We start from the raw sequence: 24,904 nt of genomic DNA, 5'->3' as shown, positions 1-24,904 counted from the left end.
CGTGATCGACTACATCACCGGCTTCAACCTGCTGCCCGCGACCGGGGAGTTCGGCTACGACCCCCTGCCCTACCGGGCCTCGCGGTGGCGGCCCGCGGCAGCCGAGCGCCCGTTCAAGCCGATCAACACCTACGCGGCGCCGGGCTCGGGGCGCACCGACTGCAGCCTTGCCCTCCACGCGCTGGCCGAGCAGGTGCCCGGCTGCACCACCGTCAACCTGCTCGTGGCGTGGTTCGGCTCCTCGATCGACGCGCGGACCTGCAAGATCTACCCGTCCACGATCTACATCGACGGGTCGTTCCAGCGCATGGACGGGCCTGCGCCGGTCGAGGAGAACTGGCAGGTCTCGGGCCTGACGCAGCTGTCGCGGGGCCTGGGCGGCCCCCCGATCCTGATCCCGATCACCACCGTCGACGGCCACGCGGTCTATGGCGGCACGCCGTCCGATCAGAGCGTGGTGCGCTGCCTGCGCGACCTGCGGGCACGCGGCTACCGCGTCGTGTTCTATCCGTTCCTGCTGATGGACTGCCCCGGCTTCCCGTGGCGCGGGCGCATCGGGCTCGACGCAGATAGCACGGTGGCCGCCGCCGCGACGGTGGCCCGGATCCTCGGGCCGGCGACGCCGTCGCTGTTCACCCGCCACCCCGACCGGCTGACGGTCGACTATGCCGGCCCGGCCGACGACTACACGTTGCGCCGGATGATCCTGCAATGCGCCAACCTGTGCGTACTGGCCGGCGGCGTCGACTTGTTCCTGCTCGGCTCCGAGCTGCGCGGACTGGAAGCGATCCGCGGACCCGGCTGGACCCGGGCCGGCACGACCGGCGACGACGGCACCGTCACCTGGGACTATCCCTTCGTCGACGGGCTCGGGCGGCTCGCCGATGACGTGCGCGGGATCTTCGACGCGGCCGGCCTGACCCGGGACGCGGCGGGCTTGCGCAACCTGATCACCTATTCGCCCGACTGGTCGGTGTGGATGGGCGTGCAGCACCGAGGCGAGGCCGGACAGTGGCCGCATCTCGACCAGCTCTACGGCCGGGACAGCATCGACCTCGTGGCCTTCGACAACTACCTGCCGCTGTCCGACTGGACCACGGCCGGCGGCGGCCTCGACGCGGCGAACTGGACGGCGTCCGCGCCCGACCGGAGCACGTGGCCGCCCGGGCCGGACACGATGAACGGCCTCGGGCTCTCGGGCGAGCCGACGCTCTATTCGATGGCCTACCTGAAGCGGAACATCGAGGGCGGCGAGAAGTACGACTGGTTCTACCTCGACTCGGACAACCTCGGGATCGGTCTCGACCCGCTTGGCTCGGACCAGCAGGTGTCCCGGCCGACCGGCGACCGCGTGACCCAGACTCGCAGCCGGTACTATCCGGGCCAGGAGATCCTGGCCAACAAGCAGCTGCGCTGGTGGTGGACGAACCCGCACCGCGCCGTCTACGACACCGGCGACGGTCGGGGCTGGGTGCCACGCGGGCCTGTCACCCGCTGGGTGCCGCAATCGAAGTCGATCACCACCGTCGAGTACGGCTTCGGCTCGATCGACCGCGCGACCAACCAGCCCAACGTGTTCTACGACCCCAAGAGCACGGAGAGCTTCACCGCGTTCTGGTCGGTGTGGGACAGCGCCGACGGGGCGACCTACACGCCCAGGCGGGACGACACGCTCTGCGCGATGGCGCTGCGGGCGGTCTACGAATACTGGTACCGCGACGGCCACAACGCGGTCTCGGCCGCCGGGCTGCCGATGCTGCAGACCGCCTTCTTCGCGGCCTGGAACTGGGACGCGCGGCCGTTCCCGACCTTCCCGCTGCGGTCCGATGTCTGGGGCGACACCCTCAACTGGCCGGCCGGGCTATGGATCGGCGGCAAGGGGCCGGCGCTGCCGCCGCCGCCGCCTGATCCGCCACCGGTGCCGGGGGCATACCCGACCTTGCCGGTGCTGTCCGGACGCGCATGGTCGGTGCGCTACGCGCCCGTGTTCCGCACCGGCGCGGCCGCGCACGTCTCGGGCCGGGAGTCGCGGGCAGCGCGTACGGGCGCCGTCCTGGGAAATCGAGCTGGCCTACGATGTCTTGGCCGCCGACGGGTTCGCCGCGAGCGGCCTCGCCGGAGACTTCGAGCACCTCGCCAGCTTCTACGGCCGGGTCGCCGGGCGTGCGCTGCCGTTCCACGTCGCCGTCCCGGCCGAACTCGGGGCCGGATCCAGCCTGCTCTGCCACTTCGCCGACGATGACCTGGATCTCGAGGCATTCATGGCGCTGCTGTTCGCCACGCAAGCCTTCCGGCTCGTGAGCGTGCGCGGGTGAGCGAGACTCCGCCCGCCTTCCCCGCGCTGCCGGGCCAGGGCTGGTCGGTGCACAAGCGCCCGACCTTCGCCACGCGGCTCGCCCCGCACGTCTCCGGCCGGGAGGTGCGCGAGCCTCTACGCGGCGCCGCTGTGGGAGTTCGAGGTGACCTTCGACGGTCTGGACGCGGGCGCGGCCTTCCCGGGCCTCGGGGTGAACTCCCTGCAGGCGCTGCTCGGCCTGTTCCTGCGCTGCCAGGGCCGCTTCGGCACCTTCCTCTACACCGACCCGACCGATGGCACGGTCGCGGCCGGCGCGGTGGGGATCGGCGACGGCGCAACGCGCGTCTTCCCGGCCCTGCGCACCCTCGGCGGCTTCTCCGAGCCGATCGGCTGGGTGACCGCGCTGCGCGCCGTCACCGTCGACGGCGTGCCTGCCGACGGCTGGAGCCTCGCCGCGCCGAACCGGATCGTGCTGCCGGCGGCGCCGGCCGCGGGCGCGGTGATCGGCGCCGATTTCGACTTCGCCTACCTGTGCCGCTTCCTCGACGACATCCAGGACTTCGAGAACGTCATGGCCGGGCTGTGGAAGGCGGAGGGCGTCAAGTTCCGGAGCGTGCGACCACATGAGGCCCGCCGATCCCGGCCTCGTCGCCTACCTGGCCGAGATGCGCGCGCGGGCCGACAAGCGGCTGCTGATGGCGGACTGCTTCACCTTCACGCTGCTCTCGGGCCTGATCCTCGCCTACACCGACGCTGACGTGCCGATCGCGCTGAACGGCACCACCTACCGCGCCGATTCCGTGCTGGTCGACGGGCTGCGCTACCGCTGCACCACCGGCCTCGACGTTGACCAGCAGCGGATCACGGTCTCGGCCCGCCCGGCCGATACGGTCGGCGGCGTGCCGTTCCTCGTGGCCCTGCGCGAGGGCGTGTTCGACGGCTGCACGATCCGTCGCGACCGGGCGTTCCTCACCGCCTGGGACGCCCCGCCGATCGGCGGGGTCACGCTGTTCACCGGGCGCCTGGCCAGCGTCGATCAGGTCGGGCGCACCGGCGCGATCCTGACGGTAGCGAGCGAGCTGACGCTCCTCGACATCGACCTGCCGCGCAACGTCTGGCAGCCGACCTGCAACCACACGCTCTACGACACCGGCTGCCGGCTGGTGCGGCAGGCCTACGCCTCGGCCGGGGCGGTCGGCGACGGGGCGAGCACGACGGTCATCCCCTGGGCCGGTGCGAGCGAGGCGCTGACGCAGGGCACGGTGACGTTCACCTCGGGCGGCAACACCGGGGTGTCGGCCACGATCAAGTTGGCGGACGCGACCGGGCTGACGCTCACCTACCCGCTGCCGGCGCCCCCGGCGCCGGGCGACGGCTTCACGGCCTATCAGGGCTGCGACCACACCCTGGCGACCTGCCGGTCCAGGTTCGCCAACGATGCCAACTTCCGCGGCTTCCCGTTCGTGCCCACGCCCGAGGCGGCGTTCTGATGAGCGGATTCTGAGCCTTGGAGTCGTATGATCCCGACACATCGCAGACCCTCAGAAGGTCCGCGTCCTGCTGGCCCGGCTGACAACGACTTACGGCTGAGACGGATGGTCTTCAGCTCGTCTTCTGACGGAGGAAAGTTTAAAAAAGTGGATCCCACAACCGTGGCAAACGTGGCTCGAACAACCCGCCCCCGAATAGGCGTTCCGGTGTAGGAACGGGGGAGGCAAGCGATCGAGACGCTGATGCGCGTGTTGCTGATCGAGGACGATGGCATGATCGGCGCGGGGCTGTCCGCCGCCCTGCGGGCAGAAGGAATGTCGGTCGATTGGGTGCGCAACGGCTCCAACGCAGACGCAGCCCTGCGGACGGGCGACCACACGCTCGTCCTGCTCGACCTCGGCCTGCCGCAGGCCGACGGTCTGGATCTTCTGCGAATGACCCGCGCCGCCGGCAACGACACGCCCGTCCTGATTATTACCGCGCGCGACGCGCTCGATACCCGGGTGGGCGGTCTCGACCTCGGCGCGGACGACTACCTCGTCAAACCCTTCGAAACGCGCGAGCTTCTGGCGCGAATGCGAGCCGTGCTACGCCGGAGGGCCGGGCGCGCGACCGCACGCCTTCTAGCTGCCGATACCGAACTCGATACCGAGACCCACACGCTGACGCACGCCGATGCGACCGCGTTGCTCCCCGCCCGTGAGTACGCCCTTATGCGCACACTGATGGAGCGGCCGGGCCGCATCCTGTCGCGTGCTCAGATCGAGGAGCGCATCTACGGCTGGGGCGAGGAGGTCGAGAGCAATGCCGTTGATGCCCTCATACTTTCGATCCGTCGCCGGGTCGGCCGAAGTGTGATCCTCAACGTCCGCGGCGCTGGCTGGATGGTGCCGAAGCCATGAGCAGCCCCTCGCTGCGCCGGACCGCACTCGGCTGGATGACCGCCCTGCTCGCTGGTGTCGGGCTTGCCGCAATGGTCGCCGCCTACATCCTGGACCGAGGCGAGGCTGCCGACTTCCTCGACGGCCAGTTGCGGCAGGTCGCCCTGAACGCCGGTCCCGGCCTCGCCGAAGCCGATGCACCCCCCGCTGCCGACCAGGACCCCGAGGATCAGATCGCGGTCACGATCTGGAAAGGCCCGACGATTCTGCGCAGTGACCCCGGGGTGGATGCGCATCGGCCTGAGCGGACTGGCTACGCGGACGCGGTCATGGGCGGTGAGCCTTGGCGCACCTACACGACCGAGAGCGGCACGTTGACGGTGCGCGTCGCTCAGCGGGATCTGGTCCGCGCCGAATTCGCCCGCAACGCGGCACTCGGGGCGGCGACACCACTGCTGTTGCTCGTTCCGCTCTCGTGGATCGTCGTCGGGTGGGCGATGAACCGGGTCCTCGGCCGCCTCGACGGACTGGTGCGTGATCTGGCGGGTCGCAGCGCCGCAGCGACGGCTCCGCTGTCGACCTCAACCGTGCCCACGGAGATCGCCTCGCTGGTAGAGGCGTTGAATGGGCTGATCCTGCGCCTTCAGGCTGCGCTCAACGCGCAGAAGCAATTCGTAGCCGACGCCGCCCACGAGCTGCGCACGCCGCTTGCTGCGATGCAGACCCAGGTCGATGCACTGGCCTGGGCGGACGGTCCAGTTCCGGCCGAAGGAAGGTCGGCACTCTCTGGCGGCCTTCGCCGCGCGAGCCGGCTGGTCGATCAGTTGCTTCGCCTCGCGAGGCTCGACGATCAGGTGCCGCACGCCGGGGAGCCGGTCGACGTCGGGCCGCTGTTACTCGACTGCGTCGCCGACCACGCTGTGCTCGCCGAAGGTGCAGGCATCGACCTCGGCGCTGAGATCGAAGCATCGAAGGTCATCGATGGCGCAGAGGCCGAGGTCCGGACCCTCGTCGCGAGCCTGCTCGACAATGCCCTGCGCTACACCCCGGCCGGCGGGCAGGTGGATGTCGGTCTGTCCCAGGAGAACGGGCAGTGCGTCGTCACAGTGCGCGACACCGGGTGTGGTCTGCCGCCGGGCAGCGAGGAACGCCTGTTCGACCGCTTCTTCCGCGCTGCGCCTAAGGATATCGAAGGCACTGGGCTCGGTCTCGCCATCGCCCATCGGGTGGCGGAGCGCCACGGTCTCGGCCTGACGGTCGAGAACCGCCGGGACGGACAGCGCGGCGTCCTGGCCCGGGTCGTCCTGCCGAGCTGACGATCCAAGCTCCCGGAGCGCAGCTCATTCTGTCCTCATTCTGCCGCGCTACTGCGCGCGGCCAGAGCCGACCCCGTTTCGCCACGCCGGTCCGGCTCTCCAGCGACAGGGCCGTACCGCATGAACGACGACAGTCGATCCGCCGAGTGCAAGGTCCCCGCGGTCACGACAGGCTTCTGGGCGATCAAGATCGTCGCCACGACGCTCGGCGAGGTCGGCGGCAACGCGGTGACGCTGACGCTCGGACTCGGCTACCTTGCCGGAACCGCGATCTTCGCCGCCGCCCTGATCGTATTGCTCGTCGCGCAGATCCGCGCCGACCGCTTCCACCCGGCTCTGTACTGGGCGGCCATCACCGCGACTACGCTCGCCGGCACCACGCTCGCCGACTTCTGCGACCGCTCGCTCGGCATCGGCTACGCCGGCGGATCGGTGATCCTGCTCTCCTCGGTGGTGCTCACCCTGCTGCTGTGGAAGCGCACGCTCGGCACCGTCGCGGTCGAGACCGTTCGGACCCCGCGGGCCGAAGGCTTCTACTGGGCGACGATTATGTTCTCCCAGACGCTCGGCACCGCGCTCGGCGACTGGATGGCCGACAGCACCGGGCTCGGTTACGACGGCAGTGCCCTGCTCATACTGGCCGCGCTGGCCGGCACGGCGGCGCTGTACTGGCGCACGAGGGTCTCCCGACCGCTGCTGTTCTGGACGGCCTTCGTGCTGACCCGGCCGCTCGGCGCCACGCTGGCCAACTCACTCGACAAGCCCCCGGCCTCCGGTGGCCTCGGCATCAGCGACATCACGATCTCCGCCGCGCTCGCCGTCCTGATGGTCGCGTGCGTGCTGGCCATCCCGCAGCGGGCCGGCGCGCATCCGGCCAGTGCCGACGCCGAGTGATCTTTCCCCCGACCGAAGGAGCCGATCGATGGACGACAGCACGCAGCGCGCCCTCAGCAAGGTGCCCGCCGTCACTCTCGGGTTCTGGATCATCAAGATCTTGGCCACGACGCTCGGCGAGACCGGCGGCGACACCGTCACGATGACGTTGGACTGGGGCTATCTTGCCGGAACGGCGCTGCTCGCCGTCGTGCTCGTCGCGCTCGTGATCGCCCAGATCCTGTCGCGCCGGTTCAACCCGGCCCTGTACTGGGCAACGATCATCGCCTCGACGACGTTCGGCACCACGACGGCCGACTTCGCCGACCGTTCGCTGAGCATCGGCTATACGGGCGGGTCGAGCGTACTGCTGGTCTGCCTCGCGGCAGTGTTGGGTCTATGGTACGCAACGGAGGGTACGGTGTCGGTCGAGACGGTCTCGACCCCACGGTCCGAGGCATTCTACTGGGCAGCGATCACAGTCTCGCAGACGCTCGGAACGGCACTCGGCGACTGGCTCGCGGATACCGGCGGCCTCGGCTACGAAGGCGGCGCGCTGGTCTTTGCGGCGGCGTTGGCCGTGGTCGTCCTGCTGTACGCCCGCACGAAGGTTTCGCGGGTTGGCCTGTTCTGGGCGGCCTTCATCCTGACGCGCCCCCTCGGCGCGACGGTGGGTGACTTGTTGGACAAGCCGGTCGCCGACGGGGGCCTGAACCTGAGCCGACCGATCGCCTCGGCTGTGCTCGTCGCCTTCATCGTCGCCCTGATCGTGCTGTTGCCGCAGCGACCTGGGCAACACCCAGGCGCACAACCTGCGAACCTTGATGCATGAACGGCTCGATCAAGTAGGAAATATGGGCGCATAAACGTTCGACACGAATGCCCCTCCGCTGAAATGGCGGCGAAGCGGACGACCGAAGTCGTAAGTGCCTCCTGAGAGTGGGCGGATATAGGATGCCCCATTGCGGTCGCCTCGACGCGGACGAGCTGTCATAAAGCGGCCGTCGAAAATRCAAGCGCCCGCTGTGAATCACATCTGGTGGACCGCGGAATTTTTTGATAGATATCCAAGTGTTGCTTTGCGAGGTTCGATATTGCTTTGCGAGATGCAATGCTGCGGAGAACACTTCTCTCGGGCTCTATAGCCGGGCTCAGCCTCAAGGCGCTCATGCCCCCTGCGTGGGCGCAGGATCATGTTCCTCGGATCGGTCTGCTTTGGCATGCGGCCGGTCCGGACCAAGAAGCGTTATACATGAGCGCTTTTCGTCGGGGACTTGCTGATCACGGCTTTTTCGAAGGCCAAAATATTATCATCGAGCATCGATTTCCGGCTGAAATTCCGGAACATTTTCAAGCCATGGCTGCAGAGCTCGCATCGAAGAATTTTGATATATTGATAGGAGCGGGCCCGAATTCGGCTCTGGCACTGCAAAAAGTAGCAAAAGAAACGCCAATAGTCTTTATTGCAGCATTTGACCCGGTCGGGCGCGGGTTGGTCAAAAACATACCTCATCCGGACGGAAACATAACGGGGATAGAATTCCCTGATCTCATCAAAAAGCGGCTTGAAGTTATAAAAGAGGCCATCCCCAGCATAAAAGTCGCAAAAATTATGGTCAATACTGATACGTCCGACACTCGTCAGTACGTGGACCGGATTAAATTAGAAGAAAGCAATTTAAATTTGAGAATTGAGCCTCTCGAGATAAATGGCATATCGAACCTGGAATCTGCATTTGCTGCTATTCAGCAAGATGGCCATACGTGTCTCGCAGCACAGCCGGATCCTTCATTTGTTGTCGAAAGGAAGCGGATCGCGGCACTAGCTCTCAAGCAGAGCTTGCCTTCGGTGTTTCACAACGAACTGTACGTGAGAGACGGCGCTCTCATGTCATATGGAACGAATATCCCTGATATATTTCGAAGCGCCGGCAGTTACGTGGATAGATTGCTGAAGGGGGCTAAAATTTGCGACCTTCCTGTAGAACAACCGAGCAAATACCGGGTAGTTATTAATATGAAAACCGCGGATAAACTAGGAATTAAAATCTCGGGAAATATTTTAGCGAGCGTCGATGAGTATGTAGATTAAATATAACCGAATTTAGGTGGTTATTATATTCGCATTAATCTATCTTGTGCCTAATACTAGTTAATATTGCGGATCAGTATAAATTACAAATTGGACAGGCTACCTCGATATCTTAGTGCTTTTTGTATTTGATAGGAAAATACCAGATTTAGCAATTTCGTGGACTTATCGAATTTTGTTGCAAAGCAAATCCGAGGGGACGTTAGGAAGCGGCCGGCATACGACCGCTCTCGGGAACCGCTGATAACTGTTTGCACGGCCGACACGGGTCGAGCACGGAACGTCCCCTTCCGACATGAAGCCCAAGGCCCAGTCGCGATCCAGCGTCGACCTTCGGGATCGGGATTCTGCATCAGATCTGAAGTGCTCCATCGAACCTGATCCCTTCCAGGAGCGAGCGGCGCGCGGTCACGTGCCTTTGCATGGAGCGCGTCGGGGGCCTGCCATGCATGCTGAAGACGAAGGGCGCCAAACGCTCGTGCGCGACGCCCTGAGCTGGATCGGCACGCCTTACCACCCCGGCGCCGACCTGCGCGGCGTCGGCGTCGATTGCGGTATGCTCCTCGTGCGTGTGTTCGTGGATGCCGGGCTCGTGCCGGCCTTTGACCCGCGGCCCTACCCGCAGGACTGGCACCTCCACCGCGCCGACGAGCGCTACCTCGGCTTCGTGTTCGACTGCGCTGCGGAGGTCGCCCGGCCGCAGCCCGGCGATGTCGTGGTCTTCCGCTACGGTCGCGCCTACGCCCACGGCGGCATCATCACCGTGACGGATCCCCTGACTCTCGTGCACGCCTTCTCGCCGGCTCAAGCCGTGGTCGAGGAGCCGCTCGCCCGCAACCCCGTCCTCGCCGAGCCGGGCCGGCACCCGCGCTTCTTCAGCCTGTGGGCCGCACGCGCGGCCGCCGAGGCCGACCCGGTCTGAGGCCACGATGAGCCTGTTCGGCGCGTCGGGTGATGCGTCCTACCAGACCTATTGCGCGGCCCTCGGCCTCGGGCTCAGCCCGGCCCTGACCGACGCCGAGACGGCGAATGCCATCCTGGCGCGCTGGCTGAGGCTGACCAACAGCGCGGCGGTGTGGTCGGGGGCGCGGCTCAAGATCGTCCCCTACGGCGACCAAGTCGTGACCGGCACGACCCACTCGGGCGCCCGCGTCACCTACGTGCCCGACGTCACGCCGGTCTACGACCTCACCGACGACGACTTCCTGGCCGCCGAGGGCGACGATCCGGTGCGGATCGCGCGCAGCGATCCCTACGGTCTGCCCAACGTCCAGCGCGTCGAGTGCTCCGATCGCAGTCATGGCTACACCACGACGACGGTCGAGGCGCGCGACCAGGGCGCGATCGAGCGCTACGGCCTCAAGGTCGGGGGGACGATCACCGCCCGGGAGATCTGCGCGCTCTCCATCGGCCGCCTCGTGGCGCAGCTCGCCCTGCAGCGCGCCCTCTACATCCGCAACACCTTCACGTTCCGCCTGTCCTGGGAGTTCTGCCTCCTGGAGCCGATGGATATCGTGACCCTGACCGACCCGGGGCTCGGGCTCGCCCGGGCGCCGGTGCGCATCACGGCGATCGAGGAGGACGAGGACGGGCTCCTCACCGTCACGGCCGAGGAGTTCCCGCGCGGCACGGCAACCGCAGCGGCCTATCCCACAGTCGGTGCGACCGGCTCCGGCATCGACCGCGGCGTGGTACCGGCGGCCGTCAACGACTCGCTGATCTTCGAGCCGCCTGCCGCGCTGACCGCGGGCGTGCCCCAGGTCTGGATCGCGGCCTCCGGCGCCAATGCCGACCCGTTCTGGGGCGGGGCGAACGTCTGGGTCTCCCGCGACGGGTCGACCTTCGTCGAGATCGGCACGCTCACGCAACCGTCCCGCCAGGGCGTTTTGACCGCGGACCTGGCTGCGCCGGCCTGGCCGAACCCCGATCTCGGCAACACGCTGTCGGTCGATCTCGGCCGATCCGGCGGGACGCTGGCCTCCGCGACACAGGCCGACGCGCGGGATGGCGTGATCCTGGCGCTGGTCGACCGGGAGTTGGTCTCCTACGCCACGGCGACGCTCACCGGATCCCACGCCTTCGCCCTGACCTATCTGGAGCGCGGGCTCTACGGCTCGGCGATCGGCGCGCATCCGGCCGGGACGCCCTTCACCCGGCTCGACGAGGCCGTGTTCCGCTACAGCGTGCCGGCCGCCTATATCGGCACGACGCTCACCCTGAAGCTGCAAGCGTTCAACATCTTCGGCGACGCGCTGCAGGACCTTGCGACCTGCACCCCCTACACGGTGACGCCGATCGGCTCGGGCCGGTTCGGGCCGGTCGCCGAGACCCTGGCCCTCGGCCGCGGTGCGGATCATGGGTTCGCTTCACAGACGGCAGTCCGCAACGACGATTTCGGGCGCGCCTCCGACCCCTATCCCAACTTTCTCGATCTGGGGCTCGTCTCCGCATGAGCGTGCGCACGCAGTGGCTGAGGGACGCGTGGTCGTTCCTCGCGACCTTCGTCGGGAAGCCGGGCGAGTTTGTGGTCGACACCACCAACTGGCGCCTCGTCGTCCACGATGGCGTTACGCCCGGCGGCCACCCGACCGTCTCCGCCGGCGACCTGAAGACCGGCGTGCCGACGCTCGGCATCAACACCGCCGCAGACGCCACCAACCGCCTCGCGGTGAAGTCCGAGGCCGCCCTCCTCTCCTGGGACGATGTCACCCCGGGGGCCGGCAACATGCGCCTGACCCTCAACAAGAAGACCGCGGCCCACGACGCCGGCTTCATCCTGCAGACCGGCTATGTGAGCCAGGTTCTGTTTGGCACGCTCGGCAGCGATGATCTGACGTTGAAGACGAGCCCGGACGGCGCCGTCTTCCGGACGGCCATGACGATCGCGGCCGCGACTGGCTATGTCGGCTTGTCAGGGGTGACTTCCCCGAGCGCACCGCTGCACGTCCTCGGACTCGGCCAGCAGCCCATCGTCCAGCTCGACGCTTTCGGGGACGATGTGGCCGGCACCCGGGCGCCCGTCGCCAGTTGCAACGCCCGGGCCGCCCGGGGTGTGGTCGGGGCGCCGCTGCCGATCAAGGCGGCCGACCGGCTCTTCGGTCTGTTCGGCGCCGGCTACCACGCGGGCGGTGCCTACACCGCCAACGCCGTCGCCGTTCTGGGCACGGCAGAAGAGGATCTCACCGCGATGGCGCAGGGCACCTGTCTCGATGTCCAGACCACGGCGCCCGGCACGGCCACGCGCCGGGCGGTGGTGAAGATCCGCGGCAACGGGGCGCTGGAGCTGCAGCCGCTGTCCGCGGAGCCCGCGGGCGGCACGCAGGGTCAGATCTACGCGGACAGCACCCTGGCGGCGCGCGAAGGCTGCCGTCTGCGCGCCTACCCCGACAGCGTTGGAACATGGACGATCGGACGGGGCCATACCTCGGCCGCTGGGCCGCCCGTCGTGACGGCCGGGCTGATCCTGACCGAGGCAGAGGCCGACGCGCTCTTCGCGGCCGATCTCAAGCCCTACTTGGCTGCCGTGCGTGCCGCCCTCGCCAAACCGGTGCCGCAGCCGTTCTTCGACGCCTGCTGCTCGCTCGGCTTCAACATCGGCCCAGCCAACTTCGCGCAGTCCAGCGTCGTGCGCTTCGCCAATGCCAGCGACCTGCCGCGGGCGGTGGAGGCCTTCCTGCTATGGGACCGGCCGGCCGCGATCCTCACACGCCGGCAGGCCGAGCGGGACCAGGCCGGGCTGTCCGCCTACGGCACCGTCTATGCCCGCCGGGGCGATCCCGCCCCGGTGCGCGCATCCGGGGGAGCGGCACCCGCCGCGCCCCGATCCGCTCGGGCCGATGACCGGCGCGCCGGCCGTCCCCATCGAATCTTGGTGGCTGCGCCTGCGGGATGCGATCCGCCACAACATGCAGAAGGGCACTTGACCATGGGCTTCCTCGCCATTCTCCCCTCGCTGCTCGGCACCATAGGCCCGATCCTCGCGAAGGTGCTGCCCGACGAGGGCCAGCGCTTGCAGGTACAGTTGGAGCTGCAGAAGACTCTGATCGACCAGCAGGGCGACCTCAGCCGCGCCATGGCCGAGGTGATGAAGACCGATGCCGGCTCGGAGAGCCGGCTCGCCCGCAACGCCCGGCCGATCACCGTGCTCTGGGCGCTGGCGATCATCACCTGGGTGGGCGTGGTCTCGCCCATGGTCGGACTGTAGGTGGAGGTGGTGGCCGCGCTGAAGGGCGTGCCGGCCGAGCTGTGGTCGCTGCTCACCGTCGGGATCGCCGCCTACATGCTGGCCCGCTCGGTCGACAAGATCGTGCCGCAGATGATCGGGCCGAAGGGGTGAGCCCCGGGACCGTGGGCGCGCAGCGATGACGGACGAAACACCGTCCCGGGCGCGAACAGCGCGGCCGGGTCGCGGCGAGCGAAGGACCGGGGCCATGGCCGACCATCTGCCCGAGTGGATCGGGCGCCTGATCGAGCGCGTGGAAGCCACCGGCCGCCAGATGGACGCGCTCGGGGGCAAGCTCGACCGGATGGACGAGAAGCTGGAGGGCGTCGCCTACCGGCGCGACATAGAGCACTTCGTCGCCCGCGACGAGATCGAGCGGCGGATCGACAAGGCGGTGGACGGCGCCAAGGCGGAGGCCGCCAAGGGGCTCGCCGAGGTCGCCCGGCAGGTGCGGGATCTGCGCAAGATCGGCTGGGGGCTCGCCTCGGCGGCGCTGCTGGACTTCGGCGGGATCGTGCTGGCGAAGGTCGGGCTGGCGGGCCGCTGAGCCGGCCCACTCGAAGAGCAGTGGTCTCGAACTCAGACAAGCGCGTTTCGAGTCAGAGCCTGGGACCCCGCTGCCGCCTGCGCGTAGACCGGGCCTCAAGTTTCCCCAAGATCACATCAGCCCCGCCGGCACTGCCGCGGGGGGCTCTTTCGTTGGTGATTATACCGTTCGCACACGCGAGTAATCGAGCCTTCGCTGCAGGCTGAGGTTCTTCTATGCGGCGTCCGCGATCCATGCGAGACTGACGGATCGCAGGGTGAAACCTTTCAGGCTCCGGCGACTGAGCGACAAGCGCGCTGGCCTGCAATGGACAGGCGCACCCATGGATAAAATCCTGTCTCCTGACGAGCACGAAGCTCGTGAAGCCGAAAACTCATCAACAGTAGTGCCATTCCACAGATTGGCATCTTTAGTTCAAGTGGAATTTTGTAATACAGATAAACTGAGCGAATTACACGATCTGCTTGCAGCTCGCCGCCGTAGCATTATTGTCGCGGCCGCCACGTCGAAAACTATACCTTCCCGTAGCTCTATACGACAGATTGCTGAGATACAAATCGCTATCGCGGCAATTGAATCCGTGGAAGACGAAGATATCTCGTCGTAAGTCGTTTTGCGGGAGTTACATCACTGCCCGGTCGGTCCGCGGTGGGGGCTTTATCGTGCTTGGCATCTCGGCGCGGGATCGCTGAGCCGCAGGCACGCGCACGGCCCGGTAACCGCCACTTGCCATCGTACCCCGAGCCAAGTTGCGTATCGGCTCGGCTCATACTCTGGTGAGATCGGACGCTCTCCCGCCCCGTGCGCAGACTGGGGTGTGGCCGAGCGGATGAGGTGTGGCTTCGCAGCCCTGGCGAGCGGTCTGCCGAGGCGGCATGGTCGGGCATGCCGACGCCGTCAGCACAGACCTGCGAAGTGAAAGCGGACGGCGCTTGGCGAGCTGTCAGTCTCAACGAGGCGCGCCTGCTGCCTAGCAACGTCCTCAAGCGCTGTCCGATCTGCCACGGCCGCGTTACGGTCATGGGTGTCTACAGCGCACAGGGGCACCTGACTCTCTCACACCGCCGATCGCACAATGGCTGCTCGCAGATCTTGCGGCACTACACAGGCGTGTGGTCGCGGCACCCGGAGGCGGTCGAGTAGCCGTCAGGGCTGCACTGCCTCGATGTCGTCCTCATAGATCGAGTCCGGCTGGCAGGCGTGCCATTCCATTTTTCCCTCAGCCTGCCCCTTCCGGCCATAGCAGTGGCCGGCCTGGGCCAAGCGGCCGCTCAGCCGATCTCGGAGCCTGCACTGCTCCTTGATGATGGCGGGATCACCAGATCCCTCGCAGGCTTGAGCAGCTTTCAGTTCAGCTGTCAGCAGTTCAGGGACGGTTGATATCTGCTGCTGCGCTTGCGCCCCACAGGCAGCGACAAAGAGAGCGAGGGCGGCGAGAGCTGTGCGCATCCAGGCACGATAGCTATCGGTACGGCGGCGTCGAGGGCCGGGCCTACACGATGATGGCCAACAGAGGGCAGGGGTGAGAGCGGCCAGACGGACTACATCTCTATCCAGCCGATCTGAGCGCCACCCTACTTCTTCGAGCCCGCAGCGGGCTTTGCAGTCACAATGCCCTTGGTCGACGGCGCCGAGGCGTTGGTCTTCACCTTCGGAGCCTTGGGCTTCTTGGCTTCGCGATTGCCGCGCTTGTTGTCCGTAGCCATTGACATCTCCTGGCGAAGGCTAGTGACCTAATGAGCGTGGGCTAGGCAATCAACGGCTCATCGTCAATTCGGCCGGACGGTAGCGCATCCCGGCAGGACATCCGCCGGGATGGCGGTGTCGAGCAGGGTGCGCAACATTCTTAAGCCCCGCCCGCGGCCCCTCGCCGTTTTCCTCAATAACGGTGAGGCCGGCGGTTTCGAGAGTTGCTTCAGGAGCCCCGGCCTGCACGAGCCAACCGCATCGCCCGTAGTCGCTCCGTGCGCTCGTCGACTGCCCGGCGCGCCTCCTCGATTTCCTCCCGGACCTCCGCAGAGGTCGTCTCGCGCGTTTCTGCCTTCATTCGGGAGCTTGTACGGTGGATGTGGCGGGAAGCCTGGAAGTGGGACATGCACCCTCTCGTGAGCCAGTGTCGGCCGAGATAGGGCGCCGGTCCGAGCCGTCATCATCGCTTCGCCTTCAGGGCCTTTTCCACGAGGCGGCGGAGTGGGTGCGATATTACGCCTGCGGTGATGGCTCGGCTGCTGCAGCGCCCGCACCCGGCGCTGGTCCGGTGCTGAGCGTGCCGTTCGACGCGAGTGCATCGGCCCAGGCCCTCGCGATCACCCGCACCTGCTCGATAGCCTCTGCCTTGGAGAACCGTCCCCTGCTGGATCGGCACTGCCCATCGTCGGACCAATAGATGTAGCCGGTGCAGCGACCGTTGGCGTCCTCGACGCACACGGTCTCTTCGAGGACACAGATGCGGAGCGGAAGCTTGAGGCCGAGCGTGGGCATGCGGCCGATATAGAGCCGCTACTGCTTCGGAGCAGGTGCGGGCGGCTGCGGTGATGCGCCAGGCTGGCCGGGGGCCTGCGGGATCGAGTTCGACGGGGGCGGCGGTGGCTGCTGCGACGTAGGTCCGAGCGAGCCTTGATCGTTCTGCAGCGTCTGGTTCGCCTTGGTCTGAATCTGGTCAGCGGTCTGCTGGCTGACAAGGCCATAGGAGACGGCCGCCGCGAGGGCGATGGCGATGACGGCGCCGATGATCGTCTTCGTCAGCATGGGCGGCATCCGAGCCTCCATCCATTCGTGATTGCGCAGCCTTCAACGCCGATCCCACCATGATGGGCTCAAATAAGTGGATCGTGCCGCAACGCCATGCCGCGAACGACGCCATGCCGTCCGCCTCGACCATCGCAGTGAAGGTTGCGTAGGCTTCCTGCTCCGTCGCGAAGGTCCCAGCCCAAGCGGTGGAGCGACCCGACGCCAGATCGACCGCGACCAACCGCCAGGGCTCCTGCGTGCTGGAATACCGGTAAATCTCGACATCGACAGCCGCGCCATCGCGGCCGAATGAGCCGGGCAGCGGCGAGTGCTCGAAGTCGCGGTCCTCAACGTCCACGGATTCCCTCCAAGCGTTCCGCGGCTTTGACGACGGCCTCGCGCAGGACGGGTGGCCATGACACATCGTGGTCATGGAGGAATTGGGTGGCGCTTAGGAGAACCTTGAGCCTCTCAGGGTGAGCTGACACCTCCGCGGCGTCTGACTTCAAAAAATGCTCTGCCAAAGCCGTCGCGAGCCGAAGGATCTCGCGTAATTCCCAAGGCTCGGCTTCAGCGTTGCTCACTTCAGATAGTCCTTCGCCTTCAGGTGCTCGGGCTGGTCCGCGATCAAGGCGCAGGCTCCTGCAACGGCTTGCCCTTGTCGATGACGTACACTGACAGGATCTTGATTGTTCGCTCGCCGACCACCGTATAACCCGCATGCGGTACGCCGCGCTGGTTGATGCCGTGCTCACCGCTAGCCCGCTCTCTCGGCACCTGACCAGGCACCTGCACCGTGCCGCCCTCCAGCACGTAGAAAGCCTCTTCGCCGTTGTGGAAATGCCGAAGTGAGGTGGCGCCCGGCGGGAACTCCACCAGCTGCATGACGATCTCTTTGGTATCGTCACCAGACACCGGCGAGCGGTTGAGTTCGGTTCGTTTGATGTCTTGCGCCTTGGCTGCGGCTCCAGCGGTGAAACCGGCAGCCCCGAAGGCGAGCGCGAGGCCAAGGCTTGCGAACCGTCGCATGCTGATCATCCTCCCTTTGGACCAAGCATGGCACGGCGGGGATTGAACTGGAATACATGCATAGCTTGGCTCAGACAGCGTCGCTCGTATTCGACCCTTCCTCAGCCGCCCCCCGGCCCCTTGCCATTCTCCTCGATGACGGTGACGCCCGCAGCCTCGAGCGGCTCAGATGGTGTTGGCGATCGCATGGGCTCGGCGGTGGCGACGACCCCTTGACCCGGTCTGTATGATCAACCTCTGCTCCGAGTGTTCATCTGAACAAGCCGAGTCAGGGCCGCTTCGAAACTCGGATCTCTTTTGACGCCATCCACGACGTTTGCTGTCGCGATCAAATCGCGCTGCATGTCGGACTCCAATAAGGGCCAAGCCAGGATCACGGCCGCGCCTAATTGCGCCAAGGCGACGTTGTCTTGTTCGCCGTGCGTGTCGATGAGCGCACGATCTTGCTCGGCCATGGGAGCCTCCTGCTTGGCGTCAAGCATACGCCAGCGGGAGAGGACGCGCGAGGGCACGGGGACGGGAATACGAGACGATCTAACCGGGGCGAAGATTTCAATCTGAAACGCTACTCGATTTTCTGGTTTTCACTGCTCTGCACAGCTTCCTCGTCCGCGATAGCCCGATCGATTGCCTCGATTTCGGCCTGTACGTTCCGGATGCTCTCCTGCTGATCCACCAACTTGCGGCGATCCATCACCATCTCGTCGCGCAGTTTTCGCAACGCCTCTACCGGACTCAGCATCGATTGCTCCTCTCGGGACTCGGCGCCCTCGATTTCTACGGTTCTGATAGACGAAGATGACTGCGGTAGTCTCCGGGCGCATCGGGCTCGGCGCTCGCCTGCGCCATGCGCCTCGCTCGGAATCGGCAGTCCCCTCTTCGAACTCGCCCCTCTCGGCGTCGCGTTGCCGCTGCGCCTGCCCTGCCTGTCTCTGACGGATCCCGTTTCGGGCTGCCGTCGTCGACAGCTGGCCGCAAGATCAGTTTGGAAATCGCGCTTTCGATCACGGCCTTCGGATCTTACCCTCGCTTCTTCGTGCTCGCGAAGCGCTGAAGCTTATCGGTGGACGAAGGCGTCGCATAGCGGTCCCGTCTGTGATCGGTATCCCACCGTCATGCCAACCAGCCTCGACACCGCCGACCTCCTGCCCGCCGTCGCCTCCTGGCGCGACCAGATTGATGGTGACGGCGCCGTGATGCGGTGCTCCCAGCCGTCGAGCATCCGTCCGCAATTGAACGATGTCATTCCAAGCGGGTGAGACAGGAATTATTTCGACCGCTTGTCTGTCGGACAATCCGATAAGCACGGGAATTCTATTGCGCTATTGTTTCCGGGCCTAAATGATTTGACCTACGTTAATCGCGCCAAACCATCTCCAGCAAATATCGCCATATGATGGATGCGCTGGCCTGAACGGTCTGCTAGAGACTGATTTCGAATCAGGCGGAGAGTTCGATGTACGGCTCGGTCTGCGATGGCATGGATATGCCGATTGTGCATCCAGAACTCTGCCCTACGGCCGAGAGCGTTCTCATCCGCAAGCACATCCGCAAGATCCTGCGCAAGCTATCCCGCCTAAAAGCCGACACTCAGTACAGCTGAAACGAGCGCAGCACGACACCGGCATCGTCGTGGATCTCCAAGGACCAGCGTTCGCCAGGATCGGGCAACTCGCTTCGGGCGCGCATCTCGGCGATGAGCTGCGTTGCCTCGGCTACGGCAACCTCGATCGAGGTTGCCAGGACGCCCTCGGTATCCTCGATGACCTCTCTCGGCCCCCTCAGGCGGAAGTGATAGCGCTCTGCCATGTCGCTCCTGCTCAGACCGTCGGCGTAGCCCTCCGACGAGGGAAACATCCAACGGATTGGCCTTATGGCCAAGCTGGCATGCCAGGTCGAGTAGTCCCAAAATTGGATCGGACCTTCCCCTCAGAAACGCAGGCGTCTGCCGCCGCCTTGGCCATTGCGAAGCTCGTAACGCAGGCCGTGAAGTCCTTCACCGGCAGACCCATGGGCGGCCTGATCTAAGCCTCGCCAGTCGGCCTGGCACGGCGCAGCTCGCCCTCATCCTGAGCCGCGTGCGGCTTCTTCGTCGCGATCAGCATGTCGAGCCATGCGATGGCCTGCTCGTGGGCCTGCATGGCGCGCGCATCGCCAAGGCACTCGCTGATCTGCCACCGATGCCAGAGGCGCATGGTGGACAGCGCATGTAGGTAGCCCTTCTGCTCATCGGTCATGGCGTCCTCACGCCAGCGGCAGCCCGGCCCGAGCGCTCAATGCCTTCGCCCGCGCCCATTCTGGGCCAGCACCTCGATCACCGCGTCGGGATCGGACGCCTCAACCATGGACCCGGCGCGATCCCGCCCTGCACGCCGTCGGCCCAGCCGCCGCCCGGATCGCGCGCGTCCTCGGCATTGCGCACCATCCGCACGACGTGCCGCTTGCCTGACCGCATCTCGATCACGATCAGGGCCGCGCTCAGGATCGTGCTGACGCCGTGATCGTAGGCCCAGAGCCAGTAGGGGTTCTGCCGCTTCTAGTCCCGGCCCGCGAGGTCTACGGCCTCGCGCAGGACCAGCCGGAGGCGGCACTTGCCGTCGAGCTGCTCCTGGAGCAGGTGATGCACCGCCCGGCCGGCGGCGATGTAGGCCGAGCCGCCGACGTCGTCCTCGTGGATTCGCGGGTGGTAGTCGTCCGTCGTGACCTCGCGCCAGGGCGGCTGGGTCGAGGGTGCCGCCGCCGGCTGCTCCTGGTGGTCCTCGATCAAGCCGCGGCTGGCCGCCAGGCGCCACAGATCCGCGTCCGTGAACGTCATGTCGCCAATCTGCCAGCGCTCCAGATCGGCGTCACGACCTCGCCGGCGGCTCGCAGCGCGTCGACCGCATCGAGGATCGGATCGCTCTCGTCGCCCGACATTAGTCAGCCGGCCGACTTGAACTTCGGGTCCCGATCCGAAGGCTGGATGCTCGTGATGTGATCAGGAAACCGGCGCGCGCAGCCAAGCAGGAAGTAGCCCAGAGCGTTGTCAACGAAGACATGGCCATCTGCCGCTGGCGAGTGGAGACCTGGACCATGCGAGCGTCCCTGACCGAACCCGCCAAACCCTCCGCCCTCGCCGAAACCGAAGGGTGGGATGGATGCCTCGTCGCCGGGCTTGAAGGGCGCACCGCGGTTGTGATCTCGGCCGCAGTGCTTGGCGCCGTTCGCTATGCCCTCGATCGCATCGTACCAGTGGGCCATATCCGTCTGGAGTACCCCTCGGATGCGCTTCAGCTCGGCCTCGCCCTGACTCGTGGTCGCCGGCTGAACGGCGCGCATCAAGTAGTCGGTGATGTGGAAGGCAGCGATCGCGGACAGACAGGCCAATCGCCGGTCGTCGGGCTTCGCCATAAATTCTCGCACTGCCGGCAGGACGACCACCCTGACGTATTCGTCTGGCGTCACAGCACCGCCCCCGTCACCCCTTCACCGGGTGCGCCAAAAGGATTGCCGTCCGGACCATATTGCGCTTCCAGGTCGGCTTGTTGGGTGGTCAGCGCCTCCGTCGCGCGGGCGTTCGTCCGGAGCGTCTCGACGAGGTCGAGGGTCCAGCCCTTCGCGAGCGGATAGGCCTCGGTCGCCAAGTCCGTGAGCACGGCGTCGACCGCGGCGTCGATCTCCTGGTCGGAGACCTCGGCCGCCTTGCGCAACTCGGAGACGATCGCGGGTTCCTTGGCCATTCGATCCTGTGCCGCGGCCTGTGCCGACCCTTGTGCCGACCCCCGAATTTCTCGGGAGCCGGCTTTTCGGCTCGCCCGAAGGGCAGCGCGAACGAGCGGTGAACGGAATGTGCCGTCTGATGTGCCTTGACGAAGCGCCCCCAAACGTAGTCAAAAGCGCCTCTGACGCACCGAAACCACCAATTCCCTCAATGGTTTCAGAGCGCCTGCCGGTGTAGCACAGCGGTAGTGCAGCGGTTTTGTAAACCGAAGGTCGGGAGTTCGATCCTCTCCACCGGCACCAGACGATTTCCGAACGGACCCTGACGGCGCCGTCCATCCGGGCGACGGGGTCCCGTGATCGGGCGCCCGCGGCGGCTGGAAGCGCCTGCGGCGGACGCGGATCGACCGCGCCTCGCCCCGCAGTGGTGAGTCGGTTCTGCGGCCCGCGATCCGTCGGTACCCCCCTGTCCGCCCTCATGCCGTCCCACCGACACCCTATCGTGCAGGTAGAGACGGAAGTGCGTCCCGAGGGCGCGGTTCCGCCTCTCGCAGGCGCATCGGGGTCGCCATCGCGTGCGGGCCGTGCCCAGGACATCGGCCCCGAAGAGCCGGTTAAGGCCCGTCCGACCGTCTCGGGATCCGCTCATCCTGAGTTCAGGCACGCCGACCGACTGTCGGTACAGCCACGCTAAAAACAAGTATTTCTGGATTGTTTCTGAATATATATCCAATAATTTCAATTCAAGCTGGGCCATTGCAAGATTAAAATTAGATGAATGCGCGATTCAGAGCCGATTAAATCCGTCGCGCCTACCAGCGCCGCCGGAAGGCGATGAGGCGCGTCTCTGCCAAGCCGATGGCGCGAACGGTCCAAGGGACCGCCGGGCTCCTCGGAGGCGCATCGCGCATGGCAGAGGGGCGACCATGTCAGGAATCGAGGACGATCAGGCGAACGCGGGCGTCCCTGAGCCGGATGGCGCGTCCGCGTCCCGCCCGAAGCGGCGACCGATGGCACCCGGCGGGCCGATCGGCCACGCGGCGCGGGACCGGATCGGGCGTGGCTTGCGCCTGCACTATGCCGGCGTCCTGGCCCAGCCGATTCCTGACCGGCTCCGGACGCTCCTCGACGACCTCGCCGCCCGCTCCGATACGGAGGCCTCGCGATGACCCTGTTGCTGCAAGCCGCTCCCGCGGGGAGCGGATCCGGCCCGATCCCGACGGGCGCCGATGCCGAGATGCGCGACCTCCTGCTGGGGGCGATCCCGGCGCTGCGCGCCTTCGCGTTCTCGCTGACCTACGATTTCGATCGATCCGACGACCTCGTGCAGGACACGCTGGTGCGGGCCTGGATCAATGCCGCCAGTTTCCGGCGTGGGACCAACCTGACCGCGTGGCTGTTCACGATCCTGCGGAACCTGTTCTACTCGGAGCAACGCAAGCGCAAGCGTGAGGTCGAGGATGCCGACGGCGTGCATGCCGGTCGCCTCACTGCCCTTCCGGAACAGGAGATCCGCATGGAGATGGCGCAGTTCCAGAGCGCCCTGAACCGCCTGCCGCCCGCCCAGCGCGAAGCCCTGGTGCTGGTCGGAGCCCAGAGCTTCACCTACGAGGAGGCCGCGTCGATCTGCGGCGTCGCCGTCGGTACGATCAAGAGCCGGGTCAGCCGCGCCCGTACACGCCTGATCGAGGTGCTGGGCATGAACGGGACCGACGATATCGGGCCTGACGCCCAGACCCGCGCGGCGCTGGACGGCCCCTGACGCCGGCGGCGCTCACTTGATGAGCTTCACGACCTCGCGGAAGCGGGGGTGACGCGCGGTTCCGAGCCATTCGAACACCACCATCTCGGTGGTTACGATCTCGGCGCCGTGGGCTGCCATGCGGGTGAGCGCGGCCTCACGGCTCTCGGTCCGCCGCGAGCCCACGGCGTCGCGGACCACGAAGGCGCGACGCCCCGCATCGAGGAGCCCGAGCACGGTCTGCAGCACGCAGATATGCGCCTCGCAGCCGGTGACCACGAGGTCCCGGTCCGCCGGCAGCCCTTCGAGGAACCCCGGTGCCCCGGTGGCCCCGAAGTGCATCTTTGGAAAAGCCGTCCCGGGCTCGGGCGCCAGCGCGGGCACCGTCGGCCCGAGGCCGCCGGCATTCTGCTCGGTGACCAGGACCGGGACGTCGAAGAGCTTCGCGGCGGCGGCGAGGCGACCTGTGTTGGCGATGACCCCGGCCCCGTCGGCGATCGCCGGCATGAGCCGGACCTGAACATCGATGACGAGGAGAAGCGCGCGGGCGGGATCGATCAGCGGCATCGGTCTCTGGAACCTGTGGGACGTGGCCTGTCGGGGACGCTCGGCCCCATCCTCGCCGCATCCGCGCGCGTTGGAACCACGCCGCCGGCATGACAGGTCCGCGTCCTGACCGCACGGAGCCGAAGCCGGCCCCTTGCCCCGGACCCGATTTGACCGCACCCGGCCGACCGCTCCAGCGCCGCGTCGCACCCGCAGTCAGGCGACGACCTGTGATCCGCTCCGCCGCATCGTGCACGGGCGGCGCGCAACGGCGCCGGGCGTGTCCGCGCCCGCGCCGCCGACGGCCGTCTCAGAGCCTAATAGGTCGCAAACAGCCGCGCCACCGCCTCCGGCTCCGTCGTGACGGTCAGCGCCAGGGCGAGCAGGATCCGGGCCTTCTGCGGCGTCAGGTTGTCGGCGCTGAGGATGCCGCGCGTGCGCAGCCGGGTGGTGAGGGGGACCACGCCGCTCCCGGCCCGGGTCGACATCACCACCACGAGGCCGTCGGCGGCCGCCGCCTCCAGGGCCTCGGCCTCGGCGGGCGGAGTCATGCCCGGGGCGAGGCCGGCCGAAACCAGGCCGCGCGCGCCGGCCGCCCGGAAGGCCCGGACCGCGGTGCCGTCGGCATCGGCGTAGCCGTAGGCGATGTCGACCCGGGGCAGCGCGGGCAGGCTGCGGATGTCGAAGGGCGTGCCCGGCGCGTGCGCCCGCTCCGAGCGGCGATAGTAGCGGACGGCCGCGCCGTCGACCTGGCCGAGCACCCCGAAATCCGCCGTCCGGAAGGTCTGGAGCCGGGCCACCGAGGTCTTGGTCACCTCGCGCGCCGCCTGGATCTCGTCGTTGAGCACCACCAGCACGCCGCGCCCGCGGGAGGCCGGATCCGCGGCGGTGCGGATTGCGGCCACGAGGTTGAGCTTGGCATCGGTGGACAGCGCGCTCATGGGGCGCTGCGACCCGACCAGCACCACCGGCAGGTCCACCGTCAGGGTCAGGCTGAGGGCGTAGGCGGTCTCCTCCAGGGTGGCGGTGCCGTGCCCGATGACGATGCCGGCGAGGTCCGGATGCTCGGCCGCGAGGCGCTCGCACAGGCGGACGAGGTCGCGCCACTCGGCGAACCCGATCGCCGGGCTGGGGACCGCCCGGAACGGCACCGGCACCATCCGGGCGACCGTCTCGAGTTCGGGGACCGTCGCGAGGATGCCGTCGGCTTCGAGGCGCCGGTCAGTGGCGGTGTAGTCGAGGATATCGAGGGCGTCGCGTCCGAGGGACGAGATCGTCCCGCCCGTGCCGATGAACGCGACCTTGGGTAATCCTGCCACCATGCCGTTCCTCCCGACCGCGACCGGTCGCGCGCCTGCGATGGCGTCGTGATGCCGCGTCGCGCGGCCGGGGTCGACCCCGGCCGCGCGCAGGCGGGCGATGCGCCGGGCGAGAGATCCCA

31 protein-coding genes and 1 tRNA gene are annotated in these 24,904 nt (G+C 66.9%); 19 read left to right on the top strand and 13 right to left on the bottom strand.

The genetic code is table 11. From position 1 onward, the window contains the following. Position 1 precedes the first annotated feature (1 nt). From ACXJKQ_RS11660 to ACXJKQ_RS11595, 14 genes are all read left to right on the top strand, one after another. Positions 2-2,242, top strand: a complete 2,241-nt coding sequence (locus tag ACXJKQ_RS11660) for a baseplate megatron protein TIM-barrel domain-containing protein (RefSeq protein WP_457105907.1) — start codon at positions 2-4, stop codon at positions 2,240-2,242. A gap of 217 nt (positions 2,243-2,459) precedes the next feature. Further along, positions 2,460-3,053, top strand: coding sequence for a DUF2460 domain-containing protein (locus ACXJKQ_RS11655; protein WP_457105906.1), 594 nt, complete (start codon positions 2,460-2,462; stop codon positions 3,051-3,053). Continuing rightward, positions 2,962-3,786, top strand: coding sequence for a DUF2163 domain-containing protein (locus ACXJKQ_RS11650; protein ID WP_457105947.1), 825 nt, complete (start codon positions 2,962-2,964; stop codon positions 3,784-3,786). The genes ACXJKQ_RS11655 and ACXJKQ_RS11650 overlap by 92 nt, the downstream gene beginning before the upstream one ends. Positions 3,787-4,029: 243 nt before the next feature. Beyond that, entirely contained in the window at positions 4,030-4,689 is a 660-nt protein-coding gene (locus ACXJKQ_RS11645; protein WP_457105905.1) for a response regulator, read from the top strand. Further along, a complete protein-coding gene (locus ACXJKQ_RS11640; RefSeq protein ID WP_457105904.1) occupies positions 4,686-5,984 on the top strand; it encodes an ATP-binding protein in 1,299 nt (432 codons plus the stop codon). The genes ACXJKQ_RS11645 and ACXJKQ_RS11640 overlap by 4 nt, the downstream gene beginning before the upstream one ends. Positions 5,985-6,104: 120 nt before the next feature. Then, positions 6,105-6,878 (top strand): COG4705 family protein, encoded by a 774-nt coding sequence (locus ACXJKQ_RS11635; protein ID WP_457105903.1) that lies wholly within the window; start codon positions 6,105-6,107, stop codon positions 6,876-6,878. A 28-nt stretch (positions 6,879-6,906) separates the two neighbouring features. Continuing rightward, positions 6,907-7,689 carry a COG4705 family protein gene (locus tag ACXJKQ_RS11630; RefSeq protein WP_457105902.1) on the top strand — a complete coding sequence of 261 codons (783 nt, stop codon included), beginning with the start codon at positions 6,907-6,909 and terminating at the stop codon, positions 7,687-7,689. Positions 7,690-8,109: 420 nt separating this feature from the next. Then, positions 8,110-8,949 carry an ABC transporter substrate-binding protein gene (locus ACXJKQ_RS11625; RefSeq protein WP_457105901.1) on the top strand — a complete coding sequence of 280 codons (840 nt, stop codon included), beginning with the start codon at positions 8,110-8,112 and terminating at the stop codon, positions 8,947-8,949. A gap of 445 nt (positions 8,950-9,394) precedes the next feature. Continuing rightward, positions 9,395-9,871, top strand: a complete 477-nt coding sequence (locus ACXJKQ_RS11620) for a hypothetical protein (protein ID WP_457105900.1) — start codon at positions 9,395-9,397, stop codon at positions 9,869-9,871. A gap of 7 nt (positions 9,872-9,878) precedes the next feature. Continuing rightward, complete coding sequence (locus ACXJKQ_RS11615; protein ID WP_457105899.1) at positions 9,879-11,402, top strand: phage tail protein; 1,524 nt, start codon at positions 9,879-9,881, stop codon at positions 11,400-11,402. Continuing rightward, positions 11,399-13,153: a 3TM-type holin gene (locus tag ACXJKQ_RS11610; protein WP_457105898.1), complete on the top strand. Its 1,755-nt coding sequence runs from the start codon at positions 11,399-11,401 to the stop codon at positions 13,151-13,153. The genes ACXJKQ_RS11615 and ACXJKQ_RS11610 overlap by 4 nt, the downstream gene beginning before the upstream one ends. A gap of 9 nt (positions 13,154-13,162) precedes the next feature. After that, positions 13,163-13,285, top strand: a complete 123-nt coding sequence (locus ACXJKQ_RS11605) for a hypothetical protein (RefSeq protein ID WP_457105897.1) — start codon at positions 13,163-13,165, stop codon at positions 13,283-13,285. 94 nt (positions 13,286-13,379) lie between these two features. Further along, the gene (locus tag ACXJKQ_RS11600) at positions 13,380-13,718 is read left to right on the top strand and encodes a hypothetical protein (RefSeq protein ID WP_457105896.1); all 339 of its coding nucleotides are present in this window, start codon (positions 13,380-13,382) and stop codon (positions 13,716-13,718) included. A gap of 322 nt (positions 13,719-14,040) precedes the next feature. After that, positions 14,041-14,325: a hypothetical protein gene (locus tag ACXJKQ_RS11595; protein ID WP_457105895.1), complete on the top strand. Its 285-nt coding sequence runs from the start codon at positions 14,041-14,043 to the stop codon at positions 14,323-14,325. Positions 14,326-14,864: 539 nt separating this feature from the next. On the opposite strand, the gene ACXJKQ_RS11590 is transcribed toward ACXJKQ_RS11595, so the two are convergent. From ACXJKQ_RS11590 to ACXJKQ_RS11565, 6 genes are all read right to left on the bottom strand, one after another. Continuing rightward, on the bottom strand, positions 14,865-15,167 hold the full coding sequence (locus ACXJKQ_RS11590) for a hypothetical protein (protein WP_457105894.1): 303 nt from the start codon (positions 15,165-15,167) through the stop codon (positions 14,865-14,867). 125 nt (positions 15,168-15,292) lie between these two features. Beyond that, positions 15,293-15,424 carry a hypothetical protein gene (locus tag ACXJKQ_RS11585; RefSeq protein WP_457105893.1) on the bottom strand — a complete coding sequence of 44 codons (132 nt, stop codon included), beginning with the start codon at positions 15,422-15,424 and terminating at the stop codon, positions 15,293-15,295. A gap of 793 nt (positions 15,425-16,217) precedes the next feature. Further along, positions 16,218-16,475: a hypothetical protein gene (locus ACXJKQ_RS11580; protein WP_457105892.1), complete on the bottom strand. Its 258-nt coding sequence runs from the start codon at positions 16,473-16,475 to the stop codon at positions 16,218-16,220. Between the two features lie 600 nt (positions 16,476-17,075). Then, entirely contained in the window at positions 17,076-17,477 is a 402-nt protein-coding gene (locus ACXJKQ_RS11575; RefSeq protein WP_457105891.1) for a cupin domain-containing protein, read from the bottom strand. 230 nt (positions 17,478-17,707) lie between these two features. Then, a complete protein-coding gene (locus ACXJKQ_RS11570; protein WP_457105890.1) occupies positions 17,708-17,932 on the bottom strand; it encodes a hypothetical protein in 225 nt (74 codons plus the stop codon). 110 nt (positions 17,933-18,042) lie between these two features. Continuing rightward, the gene (locus ACXJKQ_RS11565) at positions 18,043-18,219 is read right to left on the bottom strand and encodes a hypothetical protein (protein ID WP_457105889.1); all 177 of its coding nucleotides are present in this window, start codon (positions 18,217-18,219) and stop codon (positions 18,043-18,045) included. Positions 18,220-18,933: 714 nt separating this feature from the next. Here ACXJKQ_RS11565 and ACXJKQ_RS11560 point away from each other — a divergent pair. Continuing rightward, complete coding sequence (locus tag ACXJKQ_RS11560) at positions 18,934-19,080, top strand: hypothetical protein (RefSeq protein ID WP_457105888.1); 147 nt, start codon at positions 18,934-18,936, stop codon at positions 19,078-19,080. Here ACXJKQ_RS11560 and ACXJKQ_RS11555 read toward each other — a convergent pair. Further along, positions 19,068-19,286 carry a DUF6894 family protein gene (locus ACXJKQ_RS11555; RefSeq protein WP_457105887.1) on the bottom strand — a complete coding sequence of 73 codons (219 nt, stop codon included), beginning with the start codon at positions 19,284-19,286 and terminating at the stop codon, positions 19,068-19,070. The two genes, ACXJKQ_RS11560 and ACXJKQ_RS11555, sit on opposite strands and share 13 nt — an antisense overlap. A 215-nt stretch (positions 19,287-19,501) precedes the next feature. Next, on the bottom strand, positions 19,502-19,714 hold the full coding sequence (locus ACXJKQ_RS11550) for a hypothetical protein (RefSeq protein ID WP_457105886.1): 213 nt from the start codon (positions 19,712-19,714) through the stop codon (positions 19,502-19,504). Positions 19,715-19,753: 39 nt separating this feature from the next. Between ACXJKQ_RS11550 and ACXJKQ_RS11545 the strand changes: the two genes are divergently transcribed. Beyond that, the gene (locus ACXJKQ_RS11545) at positions 19,754-19,978 is read left to right on the top strand and encodes a hypothetical protein (protein WP_457105885.1); all 225 of its coding nucleotides are present in this window, start codon (positions 19,754-19,756) and stop codon (positions 19,976-19,978) included. Positions 19,979-20,013: 35 nt separating this feature from the next. Here ACXJKQ_RS11545 and ACXJKQ_RS11540 read toward each other — a convergent pair whose 3' ends face one another. The 3 genes from ACXJKQ_RS11540 to ACXJKQ_RS11530 form a co-directional block, all read right to left on the bottom strand. Next, positions 20,014-20,292, bottom strand: coding sequence for a hypothetical protein (locus ACXJKQ_RS11540; RefSeq protein WP_457105884.1), 279 nt, complete (start codon positions 20,290-20,292; stop codon positions 20,014-20,016). Positions 20,293-20,396: 104 nt separating this feature from the next. Next, the gene (locus tag ACXJKQ_RS11535; protein WP_457105883.1) at positions 20,397-20,867 is read right to left on the bottom strand and encodes a hypothetical protein; all 471 of its coding nucleotides are present in this window, start codon (positions 20,865-20,867) and stop codon (positions 20,397-20,399) included. Between the two features lie 50 nt (positions 20,868-20,917). Then, positions 20,918-21,196 (bottom strand): hypothetical protein, encoded by a 279-nt coding sequence (locus ACXJKQ_RS11530; RefSeq protein WP_457105882.1) that lies wholly within the window; start codon positions 21,194-21,196, stop codon positions 20,918-20,920. 208 nt (positions 21,197-21,404) lie between these two features. Here ACXJKQ_RS11530 and ACXJKQ_RS11525 point away from each other — a divergent pair. The 3 genes from ACXJKQ_RS11525 (at position 21,405) to ACXJKQ_RS11515 (ending at position 22,938) form a co-directional block, all read left to right on the top strand. Further along, positions 21,405-21,479, top strand: a tRNA-Thr gene (locus ACXJKQ_RS11525). A gap of 707 nt (positions 21,480-22,186) precedes the next feature. Further along, a complete protein-coding gene (locus ACXJKQ_RS11520) occupies positions 22,187-22,345 on the top strand; it encodes a NepR family anti-sigma factor (RefSeq protein WP_457105881.1) in 159 nt (52 codons plus the stop codon). Then, positions 22,342-22,938, top strand: a complete 597-nt coding sequence (locus tag ACXJKQ_RS11515) for a sigma-70 family RNA polymerase sigma factor (protein ID WP_457105880.1) — start codon at positions 22,342-22,344, stop codon at positions 22,936-22,938. The genes ACXJKQ_RS11520 and ACXJKQ_RS11515 overlap by 4 nt, the downstream gene beginning before the upstream one ends. A gap of 12 nt (positions 22,939-22,950) precedes the next feature. On the opposite strand, the gene ACXJKQ_RS11510 is transcribed toward ACXJKQ_RS11515, so the two are convergent. After that, complete coding sequence (locus ACXJKQ_RS11510; protein ID WP_457105879.1) at positions 22,951-23,484, bottom strand: isochorismatase family protein; 534 nt, start codon at positions 23,482-23,484, stop codon at positions 22,951-22,953. 296 nt (positions 23,485-23,780) lie between these two features. Continuing rightward, the gene (locus ACXJKQ_RS11505) at positions 23,781-24,785 is read right to left on the bottom strand and encodes an asparaginase (protein ID WP_457105878.1); all 1,005 of its coding nucleotides are present in this window, start codon (positions 24,783-24,785) and stop codon (positions 23,781-23,783) included. Positions 24,786-24,904: the final 119 nt, after the last annotated feature.

The organism is Methylobacterium sp. P5_C11, from assembly GCF_054049775.1.
The sequence above is the reverse complement of the archived record's forward strand: the minus strand, read 5'-3'. Positions and strand labels throughout refer to the sequence as shown.

Bases quoted from the DNA above. Each gene is read 5' to 3' on its own strand.
- ACXJKQ_RS11615 (WP_457105899.1), top strand. From the start codon at position 9,879: ATGAGCCTGTTCGGCGCGTCGGGTGATGCGTCCTACCAGACCTATTGC.
- ACXJKQ_RS11565 (WP_457105889.1), bottom strand. From the start codon at position 18,219: ATGCTGAGTCCGGTAGAGGCGTTGCGAAAACTGCGCGACGAGATGGTG.
- ACXJKQ_RS11650 (WP_457105947.1), top strand. From the start codon at position 2,962: ATGCGCGCGCGGGCCGACAAGCGGCTGCTGATGGCGGACTGCTTCACC.
- ACXJKQ_RS11570 (WP_457105890.1), bottom strand. From the start codon at position 17,932: ATGGCCGAGCAAGATCGTGCGCTCATCGACACGCACGGCGAACAAGAC.
- ACXJKQ_RS11505 (WP_457105878.1), bottom strand. From the start codon at position 24,785: ATGGTGGCAGGATTACCCAAGGTCGCGTTCATCGGCACGGGCGGGACG.
- ACXJKQ_RS11510 (WP_457105879.1), bottom strand. From the start codon at position 23,484: ATGCCGCTGATCGATCCCGCCCGCGCGCTTCTCCTCGTCATCGATGTT.
- ACXJKQ_RS11635 (WP_457105903.1), top strand. From the start codon at position 6,105: ATGAACGACGACAGTCGATCCGCCGAGTGCAAGGTCCCCGCGGTCACG.
- ACXJKQ_RS11600 (WP_457105896.1), top strand. From the start codon at position 13,380: ATGGCCGACCATCTGCCCGAGTGGATCGGGCGCCTGATCGAGCGCGTG.
- ACXJKQ_RS11640 (WP_457105904.1), top strand. From the start codon at position 4,686: ATGAGCAGCCCCTCGCTGCGCCGGACCGCACTCGGCTGGATGACCGCC.
- ACXJKQ_RS11590 (WP_457105894.1), bottom strand. From the start codon at position 15,167: ATGCGCACAGCTCTCGCCGCCCTCGCTCTCTTTGTCGCTGCCTGTGGG.
- ACXJKQ_RS11575 (WP_457105891.1), bottom strand. From the start codon at position 17,477: ATGCGACGGTTCGCAAGCCTTGGCCTCGCGCTCGCCTTCGGGGCTGCC.
- ACXJKQ_RS11595 (WP_457105895.1), top strand. From the start codon at position 14,041: ATGGATAAAATCCTGTCTCCTGACGAGCACGAAGCTCGTGAAGCCGAA.
- ACXJKQ_RS11555 (WP_457105887.1), bottom strand. From the start codon at position 19,286: ATGGCAGAGCGCTATCACTTCCGCCTGAGGGGGCCGAGAGAGGTCATC.
- ACXJKQ_RS11645 (WP_457105905.1), top strand. From the start codon at position 4,030: ATGCGCGTGTTGCTGATCGAGGACGATGGCATGATCGGCGCGGGGCTG.
- ACXJKQ_RS11620 (WP_457105900.1), top strand. From the start codon at position 9,395: ATGCATGCTGAAGACGAAGGGCGCCAAACGCTCGTGCGCGACGCCCTG.
- ACXJKQ_RS11560 (WP_457105888.1), top strand. From the start codon at position 18,934: ATGTACGGCTCGGTCTGCGATGGCATGGATATGCCGATTGTGCATCCA.
- ACXJKQ_RS11530 (WP_457105882.1), bottom strand. From the start codon at position 21,196: ATGGCCAAGGAACCCGCGATCGTCTCCGAGTTGCGCAAGGCGGCCGAG.
- ACXJKQ_RS11535 (WP_457105883.1), bottom strand. From the start codon at position 20,867: ATGGCGAAGCCCGACGACCGGCGATTGGCCTGTCTGTCCGCGATCGCT.
- ACXJKQ_RS11625 (WP_457105901.1), top strand. From the start codon at position 8,110: ATGAGCGCTTTTCGTCGGGGACTTGCTGATCACGGCTTTTTCGAAGGC.
- ACXJKQ_RS11580 (WP_457105892.1), bottom strand. From the start codon at position 16,475: ATGCCGCCCATGCTGACGAAGACGATCATCGGCGCCGTCATCGCCATC.
- ACXJKQ_RS11515 (WP_457105880.1), top strand. From the start codon at position 22,342: ATGACCCTGTTGCTGCAAGCCGCTCCCGCGGGGAGCGGATCCGGCCCG.
- ACXJKQ_RS11540 (WP_457105884.1), bottom strand. From the start codon at position 20,292: ATGACGTTCACGGACGCGGATCTGTGGCGCCTGGCGGCCAGCCGCGGC.
- ACXJKQ_RS11610 (WP_457105898.1), top strand. From the start codon at position 11,399: ATGAGCGTGCGCACGCAGTGGCTGAGGGACGCGTGGTCGTTCCTCGCG.
- ACXJKQ_RS11585 (WP_457105893.1), bottom strand. From the start codon at position 15,424: ATGGCTACGGACAACAAGCGCGGCAATCGCGAAGCCAAGAAGCCCAAG.
- ACXJKQ_RS11520 (WP_457105881.1), top strand. From the start codon at position 22,187: ATGGCACCCGGCGGGCCGATCGGCCACGCGGCGCGGGACCGGATCGGG.
- ACXJKQ_RS11550 (WP_457105886.1), bottom strand. From the start codon at position 19,714: ATGACCGATGAGCAGAAGGGCTACCTACATGCGCTGTCCACCATGCGC.
- ACXJKQ_RS11630 (WP_457105902.1), top strand. From the start codon at position 6,907: ATGGACGACAGCACGCAGCGCGCCCTCAGCAAGGTGCCCGCCGTCACT.
- ACXJKQ_RS11545 (WP_457105885.1), top strand. From the start codon at position 19,754: ATGCCTTCGCCCGCGCCCATTCTGGGCCAGCACCTCGATCACCGCGTC.